A 16,194-nucleotide genomic window follows, 5' to 3' on the forward strand; every position below is an offset into this window, starting at 1 on the left:
AATTTTATCGAATCCGGAGAGAAAAAACTATGACGCTTGTTGGTACAAAAATGGTTTCAGATGGCCGCACGGCGCGGGAAATCTTTGAAGAAGTCATTGGCAACCCCGCCCGAAAGAAATTCGGTTTCGGCGATAAACTCGCGATCGTCAATGTCGATGTCCAGCAATCGTATACGCGGACCGATATGTTCAAGACGGCCTATGAAACGGACCCGAAGCAGATTGACTATATCAATCAGATTTCGGCTCTCGCACGGGCCAGGGACATGCCAGTCATCTGGAGCCGTGTGGCCTATAAGGACGACGCCGGAGATGCCGGAGTCTGGGGCACGCGCACGGATACAGAAGATTCCCTGCAGAACATCAAATATGACAGCGAGCGCCATTTACTGGATCCGCGCTGCGATGTGGATGGCGATGATCTGCAATATACCAAGCGCATGCCGAGCGCGTTTTTTGAAACGCCACTGGCGAGCTATTTGACATGGCATAAAGTTGATACCGTGGTGGTGACGGGTGGTTCGACGTCTGGCTGCGTTCGCGCAACGGCAGTCGACGCGCTGAGTCACGGATATCGGGCCATTGTTCCGATTGAGACATGTGCCGACAAACATGAAAGCTATCATTTTGCGAATCTCACGGATTTGCAGCTGAAATATGCGGACGTGGAGCCGGTGCAGACAGTGGTCGACTGGCTGGAGGCGCGCTAGTGTCTGACGCACAGAAATCCGACCCGGGCCTATATGACTATGCACCTTATCGTGGTCGCCCCAAAATTAAGTGGCAGGATGGGAAGACCTGCGCAGTATGGGTCGCGCCTAATCTGGAATATTACGAACTGGACCCTGCGGTAAACCCTTATCGCAAAAGCTGGCCAAAGCCGCATCCCGATGTGGTCGGTTATAGCCACCGTGACCATGCCAATCGCGTCTCGCACTGGCGCATGGCAGAGATGATGACCAAGCATGGATTTCCCGGTTCGGTGAGCCTGTCGGTGGCGCTGTGCGATCATATTCCCGAAGTGGTCGAAGATGCCAACCAGCGCGGCTGGGAATTTTTCAGCCACGGGATTTACAATACCCGCTATTCTTATGGCATGGATGAAGCGCAGGAACGCGCGATTATCGAGGACTCGATTACCACCGTGGAGCGCGCGACGGGTCAACGGATCAGAGGCTGGCTGGCTCCGGCACTGACCCATACGCCGCGTACGCTCGACCTGCTCGCGGAATATGGCATGGACTATACCTGCGACCTTTATCATGATGATCAGCCAACGGATGTGAAGGTGAAATCGGGTCAGCTAACGGCGATACCTTACAGCCTAGAGGTCAATGATCATTATGGCTTTTTCATCTATAACATGAGCCCCCGGGACTATGCCGATACGCTGATCCGGCAATATGATCGGCTCGCTGAAGAAGGCGCGCAATCCGGCACGGTGATGTGTATCCCGCTGCACAGTTATTTAATTGGCCAGCCCCACCGTATAGGCCCGTTTGAGGCGGTGCTGGAACATATTGCAGCGGATGGCAGAGCATGGATTACCAAAGCTGGCGACATTGTTGACGCCTTCCGCAAACAAGCGGGAGGCGTGTTATGAGGCTCCCAATCGTCATCCTGAACTTGGTTCAGGATCTCGTTAGAAAACGTGCAAGTCAGATCCTGAACCAAGTTCAGGATGACGATATTTGGCGTATTTGTCTTGGAGCTAAGTCATGAGCCTTGATCCCAGCTATCTCGACTATCCCAAACGTCGCCGCGGGATGGATCATGACTATTATCCCTATAGCAGTTTGTTCGATCGCAAACCGGTGCAATGGCCCGACGATAAAAGGCTACTGATCTGGCCGGTCGTCTCCCTCGAATATTTCCCGATGGTTCCGAATGATGATCCATTTCGTGCACCGGAGCATATGCAGACGGCCTATCCCGACTATCGCCATTACACAGCGCGCGAATATGGCACCCGGATCGGTATTTACCGGTTGCTGGGTGCGTTTGAGAAGGTTGGAGCAAAGGTTTCGGTCGCGACCAACAGCGTTATCGCAGAACGCTATCCGCAGCTGATTGCGGATATAGTTTCCGGCGGTCATGAGATTATCGCGCATAGCACCGACATGAACGGTACAATTGCAAGCGGACTGACTGAGGTTGAAGAAAAAGCGCTAATCGAAGCCTCTCTCGCAGCGTTAGAAATGGCGACCGGAACCCGCCCGCGCGGTTGGCTATCCATCGCGCGTTCGCAAAGCTTTAACACTGCAAAGCTCCTTACCGAGGCAGGGGTCGATTATATGTGCGACTGGGTAAATGATGAATTGCCTTATGCGTTTCAGACGGATGCGGGAGCGATCACCAATATTCCGCTCAATCATGAACTTTCCGATCGGCAGATTATCAATGTCCAGCAGCAGTCGGTGGACAGCTATGCCGAGCAAATGATGGATGCAGCCGATTGGTTGCTTGCTGAGGCGGAGCACTATGGTGGCCGGATGATGCCTATGCATTTGACGCCCTATATCATGGGGCTCCCATACAGGATTGGCAGTTTTGAGAAGCTGATCGCAGATCTTGTGGAGCGTACAGATATCGGGTTCGCACGGGGTGATACGATACTCGATAGCTGGATGGCGCAGCAATGAAGATACGCAACCCGCGTACCGGCAAGTCGGACTATGCAATTGCACCGCTGAGCAGTGAAGCGGTAACGAAGGAAGCGCGGCGATTGCGGGAGGCGCAAAGCGACTGGGCGGCAAAAACACCGGAACAGCGTGGTGCGATACTGCTGCAATGGGCTGATGCGATTGAAGCTCATCTTGGCGCGATCATCCCGGCTTTGACCGCTGATACGGGGCGTGGCGGCATCTCCAAGATCGAAGCGGCGGGCGTACCGGGCCAGATCAGGCGTTGGGCTCAGATGGCGCCACAGCTGATCGCAGAAGGCCAGCCTGTCGAACAACCGACTTCGGTGCCGACAATCACCACTTCGACCCGTTTGGTGCCCTATCAGCTGGTTGGTGTGATCAGCCCATGGAATTTCCCCATGACCCTCGCACTGATCGACGTCATTCCGGCGCTGATGGCGGGAGCAGCGGTGCTGGTTAAGCCTTCGGAGGTCACACCGCGTTTTATCAGGCCGCTGATGGCAACCATAGGGCAAATCCCGGAGCTGGCGGGAGTGCTCGCCATCATCGAGGGCGATGGCGCGACGGGGGCGGCGATGGTCGAACACGTGGATTATGTCTGTTTTACCGGGTCGGTGGCGACGGGGCGGAAAGTTGGCGAAAGTGCCGCGCAGGCCTTTATTCCGGCGAGTCTCGAGCTGGGTGGGAAGGATCCGATGATTGTGCTGGCGAGTGCGAATCCGGAAAGGGCGGCGGCGACGGCGCTGAGGGCCAGTATCGTCAACACGGGGCAGGCCTGCCAATCGATCGAGCGGGTCTATGTCGCGCGGGAAATTGCCGCGCCGTTCCTCGCCAGTCTGACCGTTCAGGCAGAGGCGGTGGAGCTCAATTACCCTAATATCAATCAGGGCCATATCGGGCCGTTTATCTTTGAAAAACAAGCAGAAATTGCCCAGCATCAGATTGACGACGCGGTCAGCAAGGGCGCGAAACTTGTCACCGGCGGCACCGTCGAAAATCTCGGCGGCGGACTCTATCTCAGGCCTACGATACTCACCGATGTTCCGCCGGATGCGGACATCATGCGGGAGGAGAATTTCGGCCCCGTCATCCCGGTCGTGATCTATGATCAGATTGAACAGGCGATTGCGCAGGCGAATGACAGTATCTTCGGATTGTCCGCCGCGGTTGTTGGCGGATGTGCCACAGAAGCGGAGCGGATCGGCACCAGGTTGAAGGCGGGCGCGGTCTCAATCAATGACGGGTCGCTGACGTCAATGGTCTGGGAAGCCGAAAAATCGAGCTTCGGCTATTCCGGGCTCGGCGCGTCGCGGATGGGCGCAAGCGGCCTGATGCGCTTTTTCCGTAAACAGGCGCTGATCCGGCAATCGGGCGACGCGGCGCGGATAGAGGCTTTTGCAGAGGAGAATTTCTGATGGGCGTGGAACTACAACATCCGATGAAACCGGAACTGACGGCGGAAGAGGCGGCCCGCGGGCGCTTTGTATCGGGCATCCGGGCGTTCATTCTCAATGATCTCGCCGGAGACTTGCGCATCGCCTATGACAAGCGTGCGGCCCCGGCCTTTGCCCGCGAAACAGGCCGCGCGCCGGAAACCAGCAACGAAGCGCATCTGGCGCTCCGCGGTGATCCGGCGTTCAACATCTATTCGGCCATGCGGGTGCAGGCGCAAAAAATGGTCTGGCAGGCATCGGGCGCTGTCGTCGCGCGCGATCTCGAACGGCTGGAAGCGGAAGCGGCGAAAGTCGCCGATGCGCCCGGCTCTGTAGACTTGAACCTTGATCTCGATATTCCCCGCAATGTCGATGCCATCGAAGTGCATCTGATGCCGGGCAGCTATACGCGCGGCGGTGCGACGCTGGAGGCTGGCGCGGTCTATGATCAGGGGCTGGCGGTATTTTCCATGGGACTGATGGGGGCCAATCTGGATGATATCGGCCTGTCCATGGCCGCCTATGTGAAGGGCAAATTCCCGGACTTCAAGCCGCAGAGCATTCTCGATACGGGTTGCACCATCGGCCACAACACCCTGCCGTGGAAACAGGCCTATCCCGACGCAAAGGTCGAGGCGATTGACGCGGCGGCTGGCGGTCTGCGCTATGCCTCGGCGCGCGCGAAGATGCAGGGGCAGGAGGTCAATTTCTCCCAAATGTCCGCCGATGCGCTGGACTATCCGGATGCCAGTTTCGACCTCGTCTTTTCATCCATGTTCCTGCATGAGTTGTCAAAAAAGGCGCGTGCGGCGGCGTTTAAGGAAGCTTATCGCGTGCTGAAACCCGGCGGCTTGCTTTTGCATATGGAATTGCCGCCCAATGACCAGATGAATGCCTTTGACGGCTTTTATCTCGACTGGGATAGCTGGTATAATTCGGAACCGTTTTACAAAGGCTATCGCGACGAAAGCCCGCCCGAATTGTGCAAGGCTGGCGGCTTTGCGGCGGATGACTATTTCCAGTTCGTTGTCCCCAGCATCGGCATCTATGGTGAGGAAGCCGTAGCGCAGGCGATTGCAGATGAGAATGCCAATGCGGTCGATAGTGAAACCACCGGACGGCTGGCCGAAGGCATTATGTGGTTCGGTTTCGGAGCATGGAAACGGTGAGCGGCGAAACCGCAAATCCGGGTCCGGCATTTAAACCCGACGACACGCCCAAGGACATCTATGGTCCGGACGGCAAACCAAAATTTTTCGACGACCCCGGCATGGACCGCTTCGTCGCCGTTGTGATGAATATGGCACAGGAAATGTGGGTTCAGGAAGAGCGGCTGATGGCGCTTGAAGGGCAGGAAGCCTCTGACGCAGACCGCGAAGCGAAACTGAAAATATTTATCGACCGCATTTTTGCGCCGCTGCGCGAACAAGGGAGTGACGACGCATGAAGGCATGGCAAATCGGATCAAGGACCGGCATCGGCGGACTGCAGCTGGCCGACCATCCCGAACCGGAACCGGGGGCAGACGAGATTCTGGTCAAGGTTTCTGCGGCGGGCCTCAATTATCGCGATTTGATGGTCCTGCGCGGCGATTATGGTACGGATCTGCCCGAAGATCGCGTGCCATTGTCCGACGGTGTCGGCGTGATCGAGGCTGTTGGTGCTGATGTTTCGGGGCTGGAAGTGGGCATGCGCGTAATGGCGCCGCATTTTACCACCTGGCTCGATGGGGCCTATAGCTTCGCTGTATTTGCCGGCGATCTGGGCGTGACGGCCAATGGCTGGCTGGCCGAGAAAATCATCCTTCCCGCCAATGCCGCTATCATCGTGCCTGAAAATGTCAGTAACAGCAGTGCGGCGACCTTTTCGGTGGTCGGCAGCACGGTCTGGCATGCGATGATCGCTTTTGGGGAGGCGAAGCCGGGCGATCTTGTCCTCGCGCAAGGCACCGGCGGTGTGTCCATATTCGCGCTGCAGCTGGCCAAGGCCATGGGTATGGATTTCGCGATCACCTCGTCCAGCGACGAAAAGCTTGCGCGGACCAAGGATATGGGCGCGGATTACGGGATCAACTATCGCGACCGGCCGGATTGGGGCGCCGCCTTGTTGGAAGCCACCGGCGGGCGCGGCGCAGATGTGGTTGTCGACACATTGGGCTTTCCGGCGCTGGGCGAGACCGTGGCGGCGTGCGCCGTCAATGCGCGTATCGGCACATTGGGCGCGCTTTCCGGAACGCCGCAGGATCAAGCCAGTGCCAGTCAGGGCGCGCTGATCGGCAAGAATATCGCCATCAAGGGTATCGCGTCCGGCAATCGTGCAATGTTGCAGCAGGCACTGGATGTGGTCGCGCAAAACAATATCGAGCTGCTGGTCGAAAGCGTGTTCGATTTCAATGATGCGCCGGCCGCTTTCACGCATCTGGAAAGCGGCAGCCATATGGGCAAGGTGATGATTACCGCTTGAGTTCGACCAGCTCGTACCAGGTCATCATATAGCCGCCGACGCCGCCTTGCACGAACAGGCCGTCTTCGTCGTCGGTAATCCATACATCATAGGCGGGATGCTCGCCCGCCATGCCGCCGGTTCCCGGAACGATGCTGGCATCATCGACAAATTGCAGATGTTTGCATTGAAAAGTACCGGCAGGGACGGTGACCTCTTCCTTGCCGAGATAGATGGCGCCGATCTTCACCTGCGCAATTTGTGGTGGCGTGGCTCCGCGGTGATCGGGTGAGGGCAGATAGCAATTGAGCAGTCGCTTGGTTTCCTTGTCCCAGTCCTTGGTCGAGAGCATATAGCCGTCCGACACAATCGGATGGGTGCCAAAACCGTCGAGCGGTAACTCCGCTGCAACCCGCTGGGACAGCCGCCCGATGGTGGGGCCATAGGATTCCATTTCGACATGACTGCCATCAAACCGCATCCAGCCTGACCCCATAAATTCATCGCCAACCGTCAGCCGGACGTGGCAGTCCATCGGCTGCTTATGCTCGTCAATGGCGTAAATGATGTCGCGCATCACGGTCGGTTCCGGATCGTAAATCTCGCAATGCGCCCGCATCGTCACCTTGCCGTCGCTATGATGAGTAAACATGAAGGTTTCAAAACCGCGATTCTGGCCCTCCATTTCCGGTTTGCGCGACGTATATTCCAGACGGCCTTCGATAATGCGATGCTTCATCCCGTTTCTCCTTATCTTTCTTCATGCCAGTGCATTTTTCTCTTGCCAAGAGGAATTTGTCCGGACAAATTATAATCAACTAATTACACGGTCTGGGAGGACGTTGGTAATGGAATTTCTCACCACAAATGAACTGAGCATTTTGCGCTGGATCCACATTCTGGCGATGGTTTACTGGCTGGGCGGCGAATGGGGGGTTTTCCAGACCAGCTATAATGTCACCAACCGTGAATTGTCGCTGGAGGAACGGCGGCGGCATATGGAAACGGCTTACCGGATCGACATATTGGCCCGAACCGGAATAGTCCTGTTGCTTCCGCTCGGCCTTCACATGGGCAAGCTTTATGGTTTTGTGCCTTCCCTTGATGGTTCGGGAATCTGGTGGATGTGGCTGTTTTTTGCGATTTGGCTCGCGATGACATGGACCGCCTTCATCAAGCGTGAAACCGATATCGGCGTCAAGGTGACCAAAATCGAGGAAATGCTGCGCTATCCCTTGATCGCGATTCTGTTCATCGTCACGTTCATGGCTCTGGAGGGCAACGGACCGATTACCTCAGGCGAGGGCAACCACTGGTATCCCGCCAAAATCGGTCTTTATGCCTTTGCTCTGTGTATCGGTCTGTTCCTGCGCGTGGTCATGCGCCGCTGGACCGTGCGGTTTCGAAAGCTGGCCGAGGGTCCGGATGCGGCAGAAGAAAATGCGCTCGAACGGGAAATCGGGCAGGCCCGGATTGCCGCCTATATCTACTGGATCACGATTGCCGGGGTCTGTTTCCTGGGGGCGGTGAAACCTTTTTAGCGGTTTGCGCTGCTAGATTTCCTTCAGTTCCCGGCTGACTTCTTCGACGGGCGGTTCGCTTTGTTCCAGTTCCTGAACCATCTGATGCGGGCCGCGCATGACGCGATAAATATATTCGCGGATCATCGCGCCGCGCTCATAGGCGGCCTGTTTGTCGGGCGTATAGCTCTCAATATCCGCACGGTTGATTGACCCCTTGGCTTCGAGCAGCCGTTCGACCGTATCCATCCGCTCGCGCAGCACAGACACTTCGCCGACCACGGCCATCAGGATCGACAGCATCCGCTCGTCTTCGGGATCGTCAAAATATTCCGGACGTTTGCCTTTGGCCTTTTTATTGGCCGTGGCCATCCAGTCAAAATTCTCTTCAGCCATGTTTCACTCCGCCGCGTGTTGCATCTGATCGCTATTTTTCCATGCACCATAGGCATGCCAATAGGCCGCCCGGCCATGATCTTCATCGTCACCGGTCGCGGCCTCGGGGAAGATATCCGTATCGACCACTGCCCGGACTCCGCTTTCAAACAGCTCTGCCCGGTCAAATCCGGCTTCAACCATGACAGTTTTCATATCGAGCGCGTGCATCGAGGACCAGAAGGGTTCGTTATTGTTAAACGCATCCCAGTCGCGGATAAATTGCTCGTAAAGCGGCATGGCATCGGAATATTCCGGTTGTTCGAGATGGAACATCAGGCCGCCATCAGCAAGCACGCGATAGCCCTCTGCGATAATCCGGGGCAGCGCCTTGCCGCTGGTTTCATGCAGGAACATGGTGGTCTGGACCCAGTCAAATGTGCCATCGTCCCAGCGCGATAAATCTTCGGCATTGGCCTGAATGAATGTGATATTGGTCGCACCGAGTGATTGCGCGCGGGCATGGGCGTAACGCAAAATGGGCGCAGCCGTATCGATCGCGATAAATTCCGTATTGGGAAAAGCCAGCGCCAGCGGCACGATATTATGACCAACCGTGGTCCCGATATCGAGTACACGTCTGGGTTCCCAGCCGGGGCGTTCCTTCTTGATCCATTCCACCAGCGCCTGACCGCCGCCATCGGACAGCGCGCCAAGGCCGCCGGCGGTGGTGGCAAAGATACCGCAATCATAATTGGCGCCTGCCGAGACATCACCGGGCAGCTCTTCACCATGATAGCTGCCGGGCATGCAGTGGATATCCACGGCCGACTGATAGCGCGGCACGTCGATTTCCGGGTTCAGCTCCAATGTATCACGGCCTTCATTAAATTGCCGGGCCCTGGCATTCAGTTCATCAATCTGGCGCAGCACCATGGACCGGCCGTTTTGCTGGCGCATCTCCATCGAATTGCGTTTGAGCGCGGACCAGAATTTATGGAAGGGATCCTTGTTCATCGCGTGGCGGATCTCGAAACGGTCCTGCGGTTCCCGGCCATGTTCCTTCAGAAAAGCCGGCAGGACGCGTCGGTCATAGGCAAGTTTGTTGCCCGGGCCGAGCGCGCCGGAAAGGAATTTGTTGAAATTGGCGAGAAAATCAAAGCGCGCAACCTCGTCATGCGATGGTTCGGGCGAAACGCCATGACGTGCTACCGCATTATAGGGCGGTGCGACGTCGAGTTTTTGCTCGGTCGGTGTGGTGCTCATATCAAGCCCTCCTTTATCATGCGTTCGATGGTTTCTTCCTGGGTACGCAGAAAATAGTCGCGGTCCGGAGAGATGATGTCATTGTTCTGAATCAAACCATCGGCTTTTTGTACGGACAAATTACCATAAGTGGCCGCAAAAAGCTCCAGTCGCTGGCGCGCAAGGAAATTGGTCATGGCCGGTTTGCGGCGTGCGGCGCGCAAGGCACCCAGATCGATATCGGCAAAAGCGGTAAAGGTCTCGCCGCTATTCGATTCCGCCATCACCCGGCCTTTATAATCAACCACCATGCTGTTGCCATCAGCTGAGGCGAGCGGCAGGGTCGTGTTTTCTATGCCCGCCGTGTTGGCGGAGACGACATAGGCCATATTTTCCTGTGCCCGCGCGCGTTTGCCAATATCCTTGGGCGTGTCGAGCGGGGAGCCGATTTCCGATGAGCTATGGAGGAAAATCTCGGCGCCGCGCAGCGCATGGGCGCGGGCGATTTCGGGATAGAGTATCTCTTCCGAGGCGATGGCAGAAAGATTGCCAATTTCTGTCTTCGCTACCGGGAACACGCCGTCGAGGCCGTAAATATCGAGATATTTCGTCCAGACATCATGCGGCGTCGGCGCGAACATGGAATTGAGCCGGCGATAGCGCAGCACCACATCGCCCGATGGCGCGACCACGAAACTGGCCTGGAAATAGAGGCCGGGGAAATTCGCATCCACTTCATAGGCATTACCAGCGACAAACATTTTCAGCCGCTGCGCCATCGCGCCCAGCGCCTCATATTCCGGGCCGTCCACTTCCAGCGCCGCCTTGTCGGCAAAATCGGGAATGGAAATGCGCCCCGGATAGCTGGTCAGCAGATATTCCGGCAGCACCACCAGTTTGACCGGACTGCCGCCATATTGCTGGACGAAAATCGTTGCGGAGCGGATTTTCGTCTCGACTTCGCCAATCATCGCCAGCATCTGCGCGCGCGCCGCGGCCTTGTCCGGCGTCTTTTCAATCGAACGCGCGGCCAGTTGCATCGCGACGGCAGCGTAATTTTTGGTCTCGGTCATAGTCTTTTCTTTATCATCTTTTCCGGTCGAGGCGAAAACAGGCGATGCGACACTGGCACAAAGTGCCGCGGCCATCATCTGTCTGCGGTCAAAGTCCATCCCACTCTATAGACCGAGCGATCCCGGATTCATAAGCCCCTTTGGATCAACGGTTTTTTTCAAATCTTGCAGTAAGCTATCAGCAGCTGGATCGAGGCTGTCGCGATAGCGATAGGTTTTTGCAATCTGCAAATGCGCCGCGCCCTGATCATGGAACAGGTCGACCAAGGCCTGTTTGAGCTTCTGGGTCAGTTCCCATGCGGCGCTATTGCTGTCAAGTGTCGGAAGCTTGGCGAAATGCGCAGACTCTATGGTCGCTTCATGGACGGGGTTGGATGCATCGGGCCAGTAGAGGCACGGCTCGATAATCGCGCCGGAACTGCTGACCGCCGATACCAATATGCCCGTGAAGACGCCGTGCCGATCCATCTCTTCGCGATGCTCCTCGAACAGCGCCAGGATCGCATCATAACAGGCAACCGCTCGGCTATGTGGCAACAGGCCATGCACCGGAGCCCAGCGTTCGCCTTGGGGCCCGAGCATACTGTTGAGCGGCCCGAACGGATTGGCGCGGATGATCTTGGGGATCGTATTCTCGGTCTCCGTCGCTCCATGGTCCAAAGCGATTTTGCGCGCGCGCTCCAGATCATCATCGGCCGCTGCCTGAATGCGCGCCTCGGTCAGCACGTGGAGCGAGAATTTCGCCTCGTCCATAAAGTCGCGGCCTGCGGCGACAACCTTTGCGCCCTCCTTGAGCGCGCCCCAGACACTGCCCTGTTTCTTCATCATCTGACCGAGCGCCTTGGCATCGCTGCCCAGACTGTCGCGCTGCATGCGAATGGCGTTCAGACTGGGGTCAAAACCGAAACATTCTGTGGACACACCTGAACGTTCAATGGCTCCCATTGCTGAGAGAATGTCTTCATGATTTTCGAAGGTAAAGCTGGCATAGCCATGGGCCTCGGCTTCTGGGATCATCCGCAAGGTGATGGTCGCCTTCATACCCAATGCGCCAGTGTCGGCAAGGAACAGGCCGGTCAGGTCCGGGCCATAAGGCCGGGTGAAATTTGCGCCGGTTTTCAGGACTGTCCCATCGGCCAGCACGACTTCCATCGCGATGCAGCTTTGCGCTGCCGTGCCATAGCGCCCCGATCCCCAGAACAGGCAATTCTGACTCATCCCGCCGCCTATGGATGCTTTCAGACCCGACAAGGTTCCCCAAAATGGTGTCCGCAATCTTTTGGGGGCCAGCGTTTCATAGAGCTTTGCCCAGGTGCAGCCGGCCTCGACCGTGACCGTCATGTCTGTCTCGTTAATCTCCAATATCCGGTCCATTGCCGCCAGATCGAACAGCACCGCACCGGCCTTGTCCGTGGTATATCCGCCCGTATAGCTCATGCCGCCGCCACGCGGGATGACCGGGATATTCTGCGATGTGGTCGCGGCAATCGCGGCGGACAGTTCATCCGTATTTTTCGGTCGCACTACCGCCAACAAATCTGCGCCGCGTTGATAGACATCATGCGCATAGAAATTCAGGCTCTCGCCGTCGGTCAGCACTTCTGCACCCGTATCGGATATGTATTGGGCGGCGGTCGGATTGGCTTTTGTGGCCATCAGCTTGGCTCCGTGGCTAGGGTTTCTGTGGGGGAAGGATCGGTTTCAGGGAAGCTATCGGGATAGCGACCGAGGAACAGGAGCAGCCCGCCGCCAATCACGAAACCGAAGATCGCGACGCTCAGGATCGGGTCATAGCTGCCCATATTGTCACGCACGCTGGCATAGATAATCGGTGACAGGGCCGAGAAAAAACCAAAGGGCATGTAAAGCATGCCGTAGATTTTACCATAGTTGGCCATGCCGAAATAGCGTCCGGTGAGATAGGCGATCAGATCGCTTTCCGCACCGGCAGCAAAGCCGAGGAGGAAAGCCGCCAGCGCGGCGAGCGGAAAGGTGATGCTGTCGCCGAGCAGAACGTAGCAGGAGATGGCCGGCAGACAGAGTAGGGGAAAAGCTACAAATCCCTGCCAGAACCGGTCGAGTAAGGCGCCTGTGATGATCCGGCCTGACAATATGCCGATACCCAGAACGCCCATGACGGATGCAGCCGTTTGCGCATCGAGCCCGCGGTCGCCGAGCATGGTTGGCAGGTTGATAAATGCGCCGCCAAAGGCTGTGGCAATCACGGCAATTGATAACCAGATCAGCCAGAACCGATAATCTTTTAGCGCCACGCGCAAGGTAACGCCGGTCAGGTTGCCGCTGTCGCTCAAAATTGCTTTGGGTCGTTCTTCCGGGCGCGGTTCGCGAAACAGGAAATAGCCCAGCGGCAAGGCAACGAATAGCGGCAGCGCCGCGACAATCGCAAACATCGCCCGCCAGCCATAATTCTCAATGCCCCACACAGCGAGCTTGGGGACGACGATGGCGGCGAGACTTGTTCCCAAAAGCAAGATGCCGAGCGCAAGTCCGCGGTTTTTGTAAAACCAGAGGTTGATCGCCCGGCTCCAGCTTACAGGAGTTGAGCCGATGCCAATCAGTCCGACAACCACCCAAAGGGCATAGTAAATATAGAGCGTGGATGTCACCTGAGCTGTCGGCGTGAAGGACATAGCCGCAAAGGATAGGCCAAAAGCCAGCAGCGAATAGAGCGCCACTTTCCGGACACCATATTTATCCGCGAGCGAGCCAAAAAACGGTGCCAGCAAGGACGCGATAATCCCGAAAATCGTTATCGGAAAGAGTATCTGCGTGCGGGTCCAGCCAAATTCTTCAATCAACGGTTCGACGGTGAAGCCGATGACATTAAAGGGTATGGGCGATGCTCCACAGGCCACGCCGAGAACGCCGGCAAGCAGGACCTTCCAGCCCATCGCAAATTCATTACGGCTTGTGTTCTGGTCAGTCATGCACCCTCTATGATTCTAAATTTGTCCGGACATATTTTGTATAGCCTGATTTGCTTTATACGCCAGAAAAAGAAAGCGGACCATTGCTGACCCGCTTTCTCCCCCATTCGTCCCGGTCGGTCTAATTAACACGGCCGCCAAATTTATAAGTTGCCCGGATTGTCCATCGGCCGGGTTGGTTGAAATAGGTGTCTCCGTTTCCGAAGGATGCAACGAGATATCGTTTGTTGAAACAATTCGAACATTCGACAGCGAAGTTGAGCTGATCTCCAAAGGGTTTGAAGTCGATACCGGCGTTGACCAGCGCATAGCCATCCGCAGGACCCACGCCACGCGTTGATGTCTCCTGATCGGACACCATACGAATACTGCCGCGCGGACTTATCATCGCGCTGCCGATTTCGATATCGTAGGATCCACCCAAAGTGACCTGAACATCCGGACTGCGTTTCGGTTCGATCAGCTCGCAATTCACGTCGAATACCGAGACTGTTCCGTTTGGTGGCACGCAGGCGGCAGCATCAGCTGCACTGGCTTCGTATCGGGCATCCATGATGCCGAGCGCAGCGTAGAGGTTCAAATTCCGAACCGGGCTGATAAAGGCTTCAACCTCAAGACCTGTATTCAACAATTTACCAGCATTTCCTATGGCAAACACACCTTGTGAGATAGCAGTGTTAACTTGTAGATCCTTGGCTTCCAGATAGAATGCGGTTGCGGCAATGCTCAGGGCGCTGCCAAAGTTCATCCGCGTACCGGCTTCATAGGACCAGACTTTTTCGGAACCGAAAGGCTGGAGTCCCGACGCCGTATTAACCCGCGCGTTCCAACCGCCTGAGCGGAACCCGCGTGTGGCGGAGGCATAGAACATCAGATCATCATTCGGCTCAAATTGCAGCGCAAAGCGCGGCGTCCATACTTTTTCGCGTTGATCGATCGGAATCCCGAGTGCGATCATGTTGGCAGTGGTCAGATCGGTAATATCTCCAACGGGCCGGTTGTCGGAAATACGGAAATCTTTCTTCTCATCCGTATAACGCACACCGGCCGTGGCTGTAATCTGGTCCGTCAGCGCAAAATCGCCCTGAATATAGCCAGCAATATTTTCGGTATCATTAGTAATGATACGATCGCGTGATGGCGTTGGTCCGGCGAAATAGGCCGCAAAGTCGCTGCGGTTTTCTTCTTTCAGATAGAACAGGCCAGCGGTCAGGTTGAGAAAATCATCAAATAGCGAACCATTATATTTTAACTCTGCTGAATATTGCTTGAAATCGCCAATATTATCGATGACGAAAATGTCGTCATTCGGACCAAATTGCGGCAATGGGAAATTGACCAGAAAGTCATTTTCAACTTTGCGATATCCCATGATTAGTGACACCGAGCCATTGTCCATATTGTAGGTCAGATTGGATGATGTGTTGTAGGATTTGGTCAGGCTACCATAATCCGCCTTGGATACGGCGCCAGGGAAGACGGCATCCAGTCCCAAGGGAAGAATGGAGGTGGATACCAGATCGACTTCGCCATAATTGCCCGATGTTCTGGTCGGTCCTGTGCCGGCATTAGTATCAAGGTTGATATCCCGCCCGGTAATATTCGTGCCGCTATCGCGAATGATATCACCTGCAACATACCAGTTGAGGTCGTCCGTGATATCTATGTCTATCGCAATCCGGCCGCCATATGCTTCCCGGTCGTTAATATTACGGTCGAGGGCGGTGTTTTTCAGCCAGCCATTATCATCGACATAAAAGCCGCTGACAAGGAAACGGACACGGTCCGAAAGCGGCAGATCAACGGAGCCACGTAGCGTGACCTCATCGAACCGACCATAGCTGGCCTCTGCAAATCCGCCAAATTCTTCACCCGGCTTGCGCAGTACAACGTTGATAGCACCGCCGGTCGTGTTCTTACCAAATAACGTACCTTGCGGTCCGCGCAGGACCTCTGTCCGCTCGATATCGAATAGGGCAATATTATTGCCATTCTGGCGCGCGTAAAAAATTTCATCAACATATGTACCCACGGCCGGGTCGAAGGTCGGGAAGGATTCATCCTGACCCTGTCCGCGCAGGAAGTAGACATTGGCGCTACCGAGCGAGGTGTTGTTGCTGCCGACCAGGTTGGGAAGAGTATCAACGAGATCAATGGTCTTCTTTACCGCCAGCGTATCGAGCTGCTTTGGCGTGAAAGCGGAAATAGCGATCGGAACATCCTGAATGCTCTGCTCGCGGCGCTGGGCTGTCACGATGATGACATTGTCTCTGGTTTCAGCCGCTTCTGCCTGTTCACCTTCCTGTGCAGAGGCCGGGGCACCAGCGAGCGCCGTCAGTGCCAATCCAAAAATGGCGGTATTTCGATAGGTTGCTTTGCGCGTTATCATTTTCGTCTCCCTGGTTCCGGAAATTATGAGAATGCTTGATGCGCATCCAAGTTGTCCAGACAAATTTTAGGAGTCTTGGCTAATCTTCTTGATAGGGCAAACGCTAACAACCAATTGGTTTGAA

Annotated in this window: 15 protein-coding genes; 8 read left to right on the plus strand and 7 right to left on the minus strand. The window is 55.9% G+C overall.

The window, feature by feature from the left end:
• The first annotated feature begins 29 nt into the window (after positions 1-29).
• The 7 genes from J4G78_RS12965 to J4G78_RS12995 all read left to right on the plus strand — a co-directional run bounded on the left by J4G78_RS12965 (position 30) and on the right by J4G78_RS12995 (position 6,541).
• The gene (locus J4G78_RS12965) at positions 30-710 is read left to right on the plus strand and encodes an isochorismatase family protein (RefSeq protein ID WP_207986955.1); all 681 of its coding nucleotides are present in this window, start codon (positions 30-32) and stop codon (positions 708-710) included.
• Positions 710-1,603 (plus strand): polysaccharide deacetylase family protein, encoded by an 894-nt coding sequence (locus tag J4G78_RS12970; RefSeq protein WP_207986956.1) that lies wholly within the window; start codon positions 710-712, stop codon positions 1,601-1,603. Before J4G78_RS12965 ends, J4G78_RS12970 begins: the two co-directional genes overlap by 1 nt.
• 115 nt (positions 1,604-1,718) lie before the next feature.
• Positions 1,719-2,642, plus strand: coding sequence for a polysaccharide deacetylase family protein (locus tag J4G78_RS12975; protein ID WP_207986957.1), 924 nt, complete (start codon positions 1,719-1,721; stop codon positions 2,640-2,642).
• The gene (locus J4G78_RS12980; RefSeq protein WP_207986958.1) at positions 2,639-4,060 is read left to right on the plus strand and encodes an aldehyde dehydrogenase family protein; all 1,422 of its coding nucleotides are present in this window, start codon (positions 2,639-2,641) and stop codon (positions 4,058-4,060) included. The genes J4G78_RS12975 and J4G78_RS12980 overlap by 4 nt, the downstream gene beginning before the upstream one ends.
• The gene (locus tag J4G78_RS12985; RefSeq protein ID WP_207986959.1) at positions 4,060-5,247 is read left to right on the plus strand and encodes a class I SAM-dependent methyltransferase; all 1,188 of its coding nucleotides are present in this window, start codon (positions 4,060-4,062) and stop codon (positions 5,245-5,247) included. The genes J4G78_RS12980 and J4G78_RS12985 overlap by 1 nt, the downstream gene beginning before the upstream one ends.
• Entirely contained in the window at positions 5,235-5,525 is a 291-nt protein-coding gene (locus tag J4G78_RS12990; RefSeq protein WP_207986960.1) for a hypothetical protein, read from the plus strand. Before J4G78_RS12985 ends, J4G78_RS12990 begins: the two co-directional genes overlap by 13 nt.
• Positions 5,522-6,541 carry a zinc-dependent alcohol dehydrogenase family protein gene (locus J4G78_RS12995; protein ID WP_207986961.1) on the plus strand — a complete coding sequence of 340 codons (1,020 nt, stop codon included), beginning with the start codon at positions 5,522-5,524 and terminating at the stop codon, positions 6,539-6,541. Before J4G78_RS12990 ends, J4G78_RS12995 begins: the two co-directional genes overlap by 4 nt.
• On the opposite strand, the gene J4G78_RS13000 is transcribed toward J4G78_RS12995, so the two are convergent.
• Entirely contained in the window at positions 6,531-7,259 is a 729-nt protein-coding gene (locus J4G78_RS13000) for a hypothetical protein (protein ID WP_207986962.1), read from the minus strand. The two genes, J4G78_RS12995 and J4G78_RS13000, sit on opposite strands and share 11 nt — an antisense overlap.
• 109 nt (positions 7,260-7,368) lie before the next feature.
• Between J4G78_RS13000 and J4G78_RS13005 the strand changes: the two genes are divergently transcribed.
• Positions 7,369-8,061, plus strand: a complete 693-nt coding sequence (locus tag J4G78_RS13005; protein ID WP_207986963.1) for a hypothetical protein — start codon at positions 7,369-7,371, stop codon at positions 8,059-8,061.
• 12 nt (positions 8,062-8,073) lie between these two features.
• Here the strand turns inward: J4G78_RS13005 and J4G78_RS13010 are convergent, their stop codons facing one another.
• The 6 genes from J4G78_RS13010 to J4G78_RS13035 form a co-directional block, all read right to left on the minus strand.
• Entirely contained in the window at positions 8,074-8,436 is a 363-nt protein-coding gene (locus J4G78_RS13010) for a hypothetical protein (protein ID WP_207986964.1), read from the minus strand.
• Between the two features lie 3 nt (positions 8,437-8,439).
• Positions 8,440-9,681, minus strand: coding sequence for a class I SAM-dependent methyltransferase (locus J4G78_RS13015; protein ID WP_207986965.1), 1,242 nt, complete (start codon positions 9,679-9,681; stop codon positions 8,440-8,442).
• Positions 9,678-10,733, minus strand: coding sequence for a nitrilase-related carbon-nitrogen hydrolase (locus tag J4G78_RS13020; RefSeq protein WP_243457088.1), 1,056 nt, complete (start codon positions 10,731-10,733; stop codon positions 9,678-9,680). The genes J4G78_RS13015 and J4G78_RS13020 overlap by 4 nt, the downstream gene beginning before the upstream one ends.
• A 105-nt stretch (positions 10,734-10,838) precedes the next feature.
• Positions 10,839-12,389: an FAD-binding oxidoreductase gene (locus J4G78_RS13025; RefSeq protein WP_207986967.1), complete on the minus strand. Its 1,551-nt coding sequence runs from the start codon at positions 12,387-12,389 to the stop codon at positions 10,839-10,841.
• On the minus strand, positions 12,389-13,681 hold the full coding sequence (locus tag J4G78_RS13030; RefSeq protein ID WP_207986968.1) for an MFS transporter: 1,293 nt from the start codon (positions 13,679-13,681) through the stop codon (positions 12,389-12,391). Before J4G78_RS13030 ends, J4G78_RS13025 begins: the two co-directional genes overlap by 1 nt.
• 121 nt (positions 13,682-13,802) lie before the next feature.
• Positions 13,803-16,070, minus strand: a complete 2,268-nt coding sequence (locus J4G78_RS13035; RefSeq protein WP_207986969.1) for a TonB-dependent receptor — start codon at positions 16,068-16,070, stop codon at positions 13,803-13,805.
• Positions 16,071-16,194: the final 124 nt, after the last annotated feature.

This window comes from Parasphingorhabdus cellanae, from assembly GCF_017498565.1.
Taxonomy (GTDB): domain Bacteria; phylum Pseudomonadota; class Alphaproteobacteria; order Sphingomonadales; family Sphingomonadaceae; genus Parasphingorhabdus; species Parasphingorhabdus cellanae.

Bases quoted from the DNA above. Each gene is read 5' to 3' on its own strand.
- J4G78_RS12965 (WP_207986955.1), top strand. From the start codon at position 30: ATGACGCTTGTTGGTACAAAAATGGTTTCAGATGGCCGCACGGCGCGG.
- J4G78_RS12975 (WP_207986957.1), top strand. From the start codon at position 1,719: ATGAGCCTTGATCCCAGCTATCTCGACTATCCCAAACGTCGCCGCGGG.
- J4G78_RS12980 (WP_207986958.1), top strand. From the start codon at position 2,639: ATGAAGATACGCAACCCGCGTACCGGCAAGTCGGACTATGCAATTGCA.
- J4G78_RS12985 (WP_207986959.1), top strand. From the start codon at position 4,060: ATGGGCGTGGAACTACAACATCCGATGAAACCGGAACTGACGGCGGAA.
- J4G78_RS12990 (WP_207986960.1), top strand. From the start codon at position 5,235: ATGGAAACGGTGAGCGGCGAAACCGCAAATCCGGGTCCGGCATTTAAA.
- J4G78_RS12995 (WP_207986961.1), top strand. From the start codon at position 5,522: ATGAAGGCATGGCAAATCGGATCAAGGACCGGCATCGGCGGACTGCAG.
- J4G78_RS13000 (WP_207986962.1), bottom strand. From the start codon at position 7,259: ATGAAGCATCGCATTATCGAAGGCCGTCTGGAATATACGTCGCGCAAA.
- J4G78_RS13005 (WP_207986963.1), top strand. From the start codon at position 7,369: ATGGAATTTCTCACCACAAATGAACTGAGCATTTTGCGCTGGATCCAC.
- J4G78_RS13010 (WP_207986964.1), bottom strand. From the start codon at position 8,436: ATGGCTGAAGAGAATTTTGACTGGATGGCCACGGCCAATAAAAAGGCC.
- J4G78_RS13015 (WP_207986965.1), bottom strand. From the start codon at position 9,681: ATGAGCACCACACCGACCGAGCAAAAACTCGACGTCGCACCGCCCTAT.
- J4G78_RS13020 (WP_243457088.1), bottom strand. From the start codon at position 10,733: ATGACCGAGACCAAAAATTACGCTGCCGTCGCGATGCAACTGGCCGCG.
- J4G78_RS13025 (WP_207986967.1), bottom strand. From the start codon at position 12,389: ATGGCCACAAAAGCCAATCCGACCGCCGCCCAATACATATCCGATACG.
- J4G78_RS13030 (WP_207986968.1), bottom strand. From the start codon at position 13,681: ATGACTGACCAGAACACAAGCCGTAATGAATTTGCGATGGGCTGGAAG.
- J4G78_RS13035 (WP_207986969.1), bottom strand. From the start codon at position 16,070: ATGATAACGCGCAAAGCAACCTATCGAAATACCGCCATTTTTGGATTG.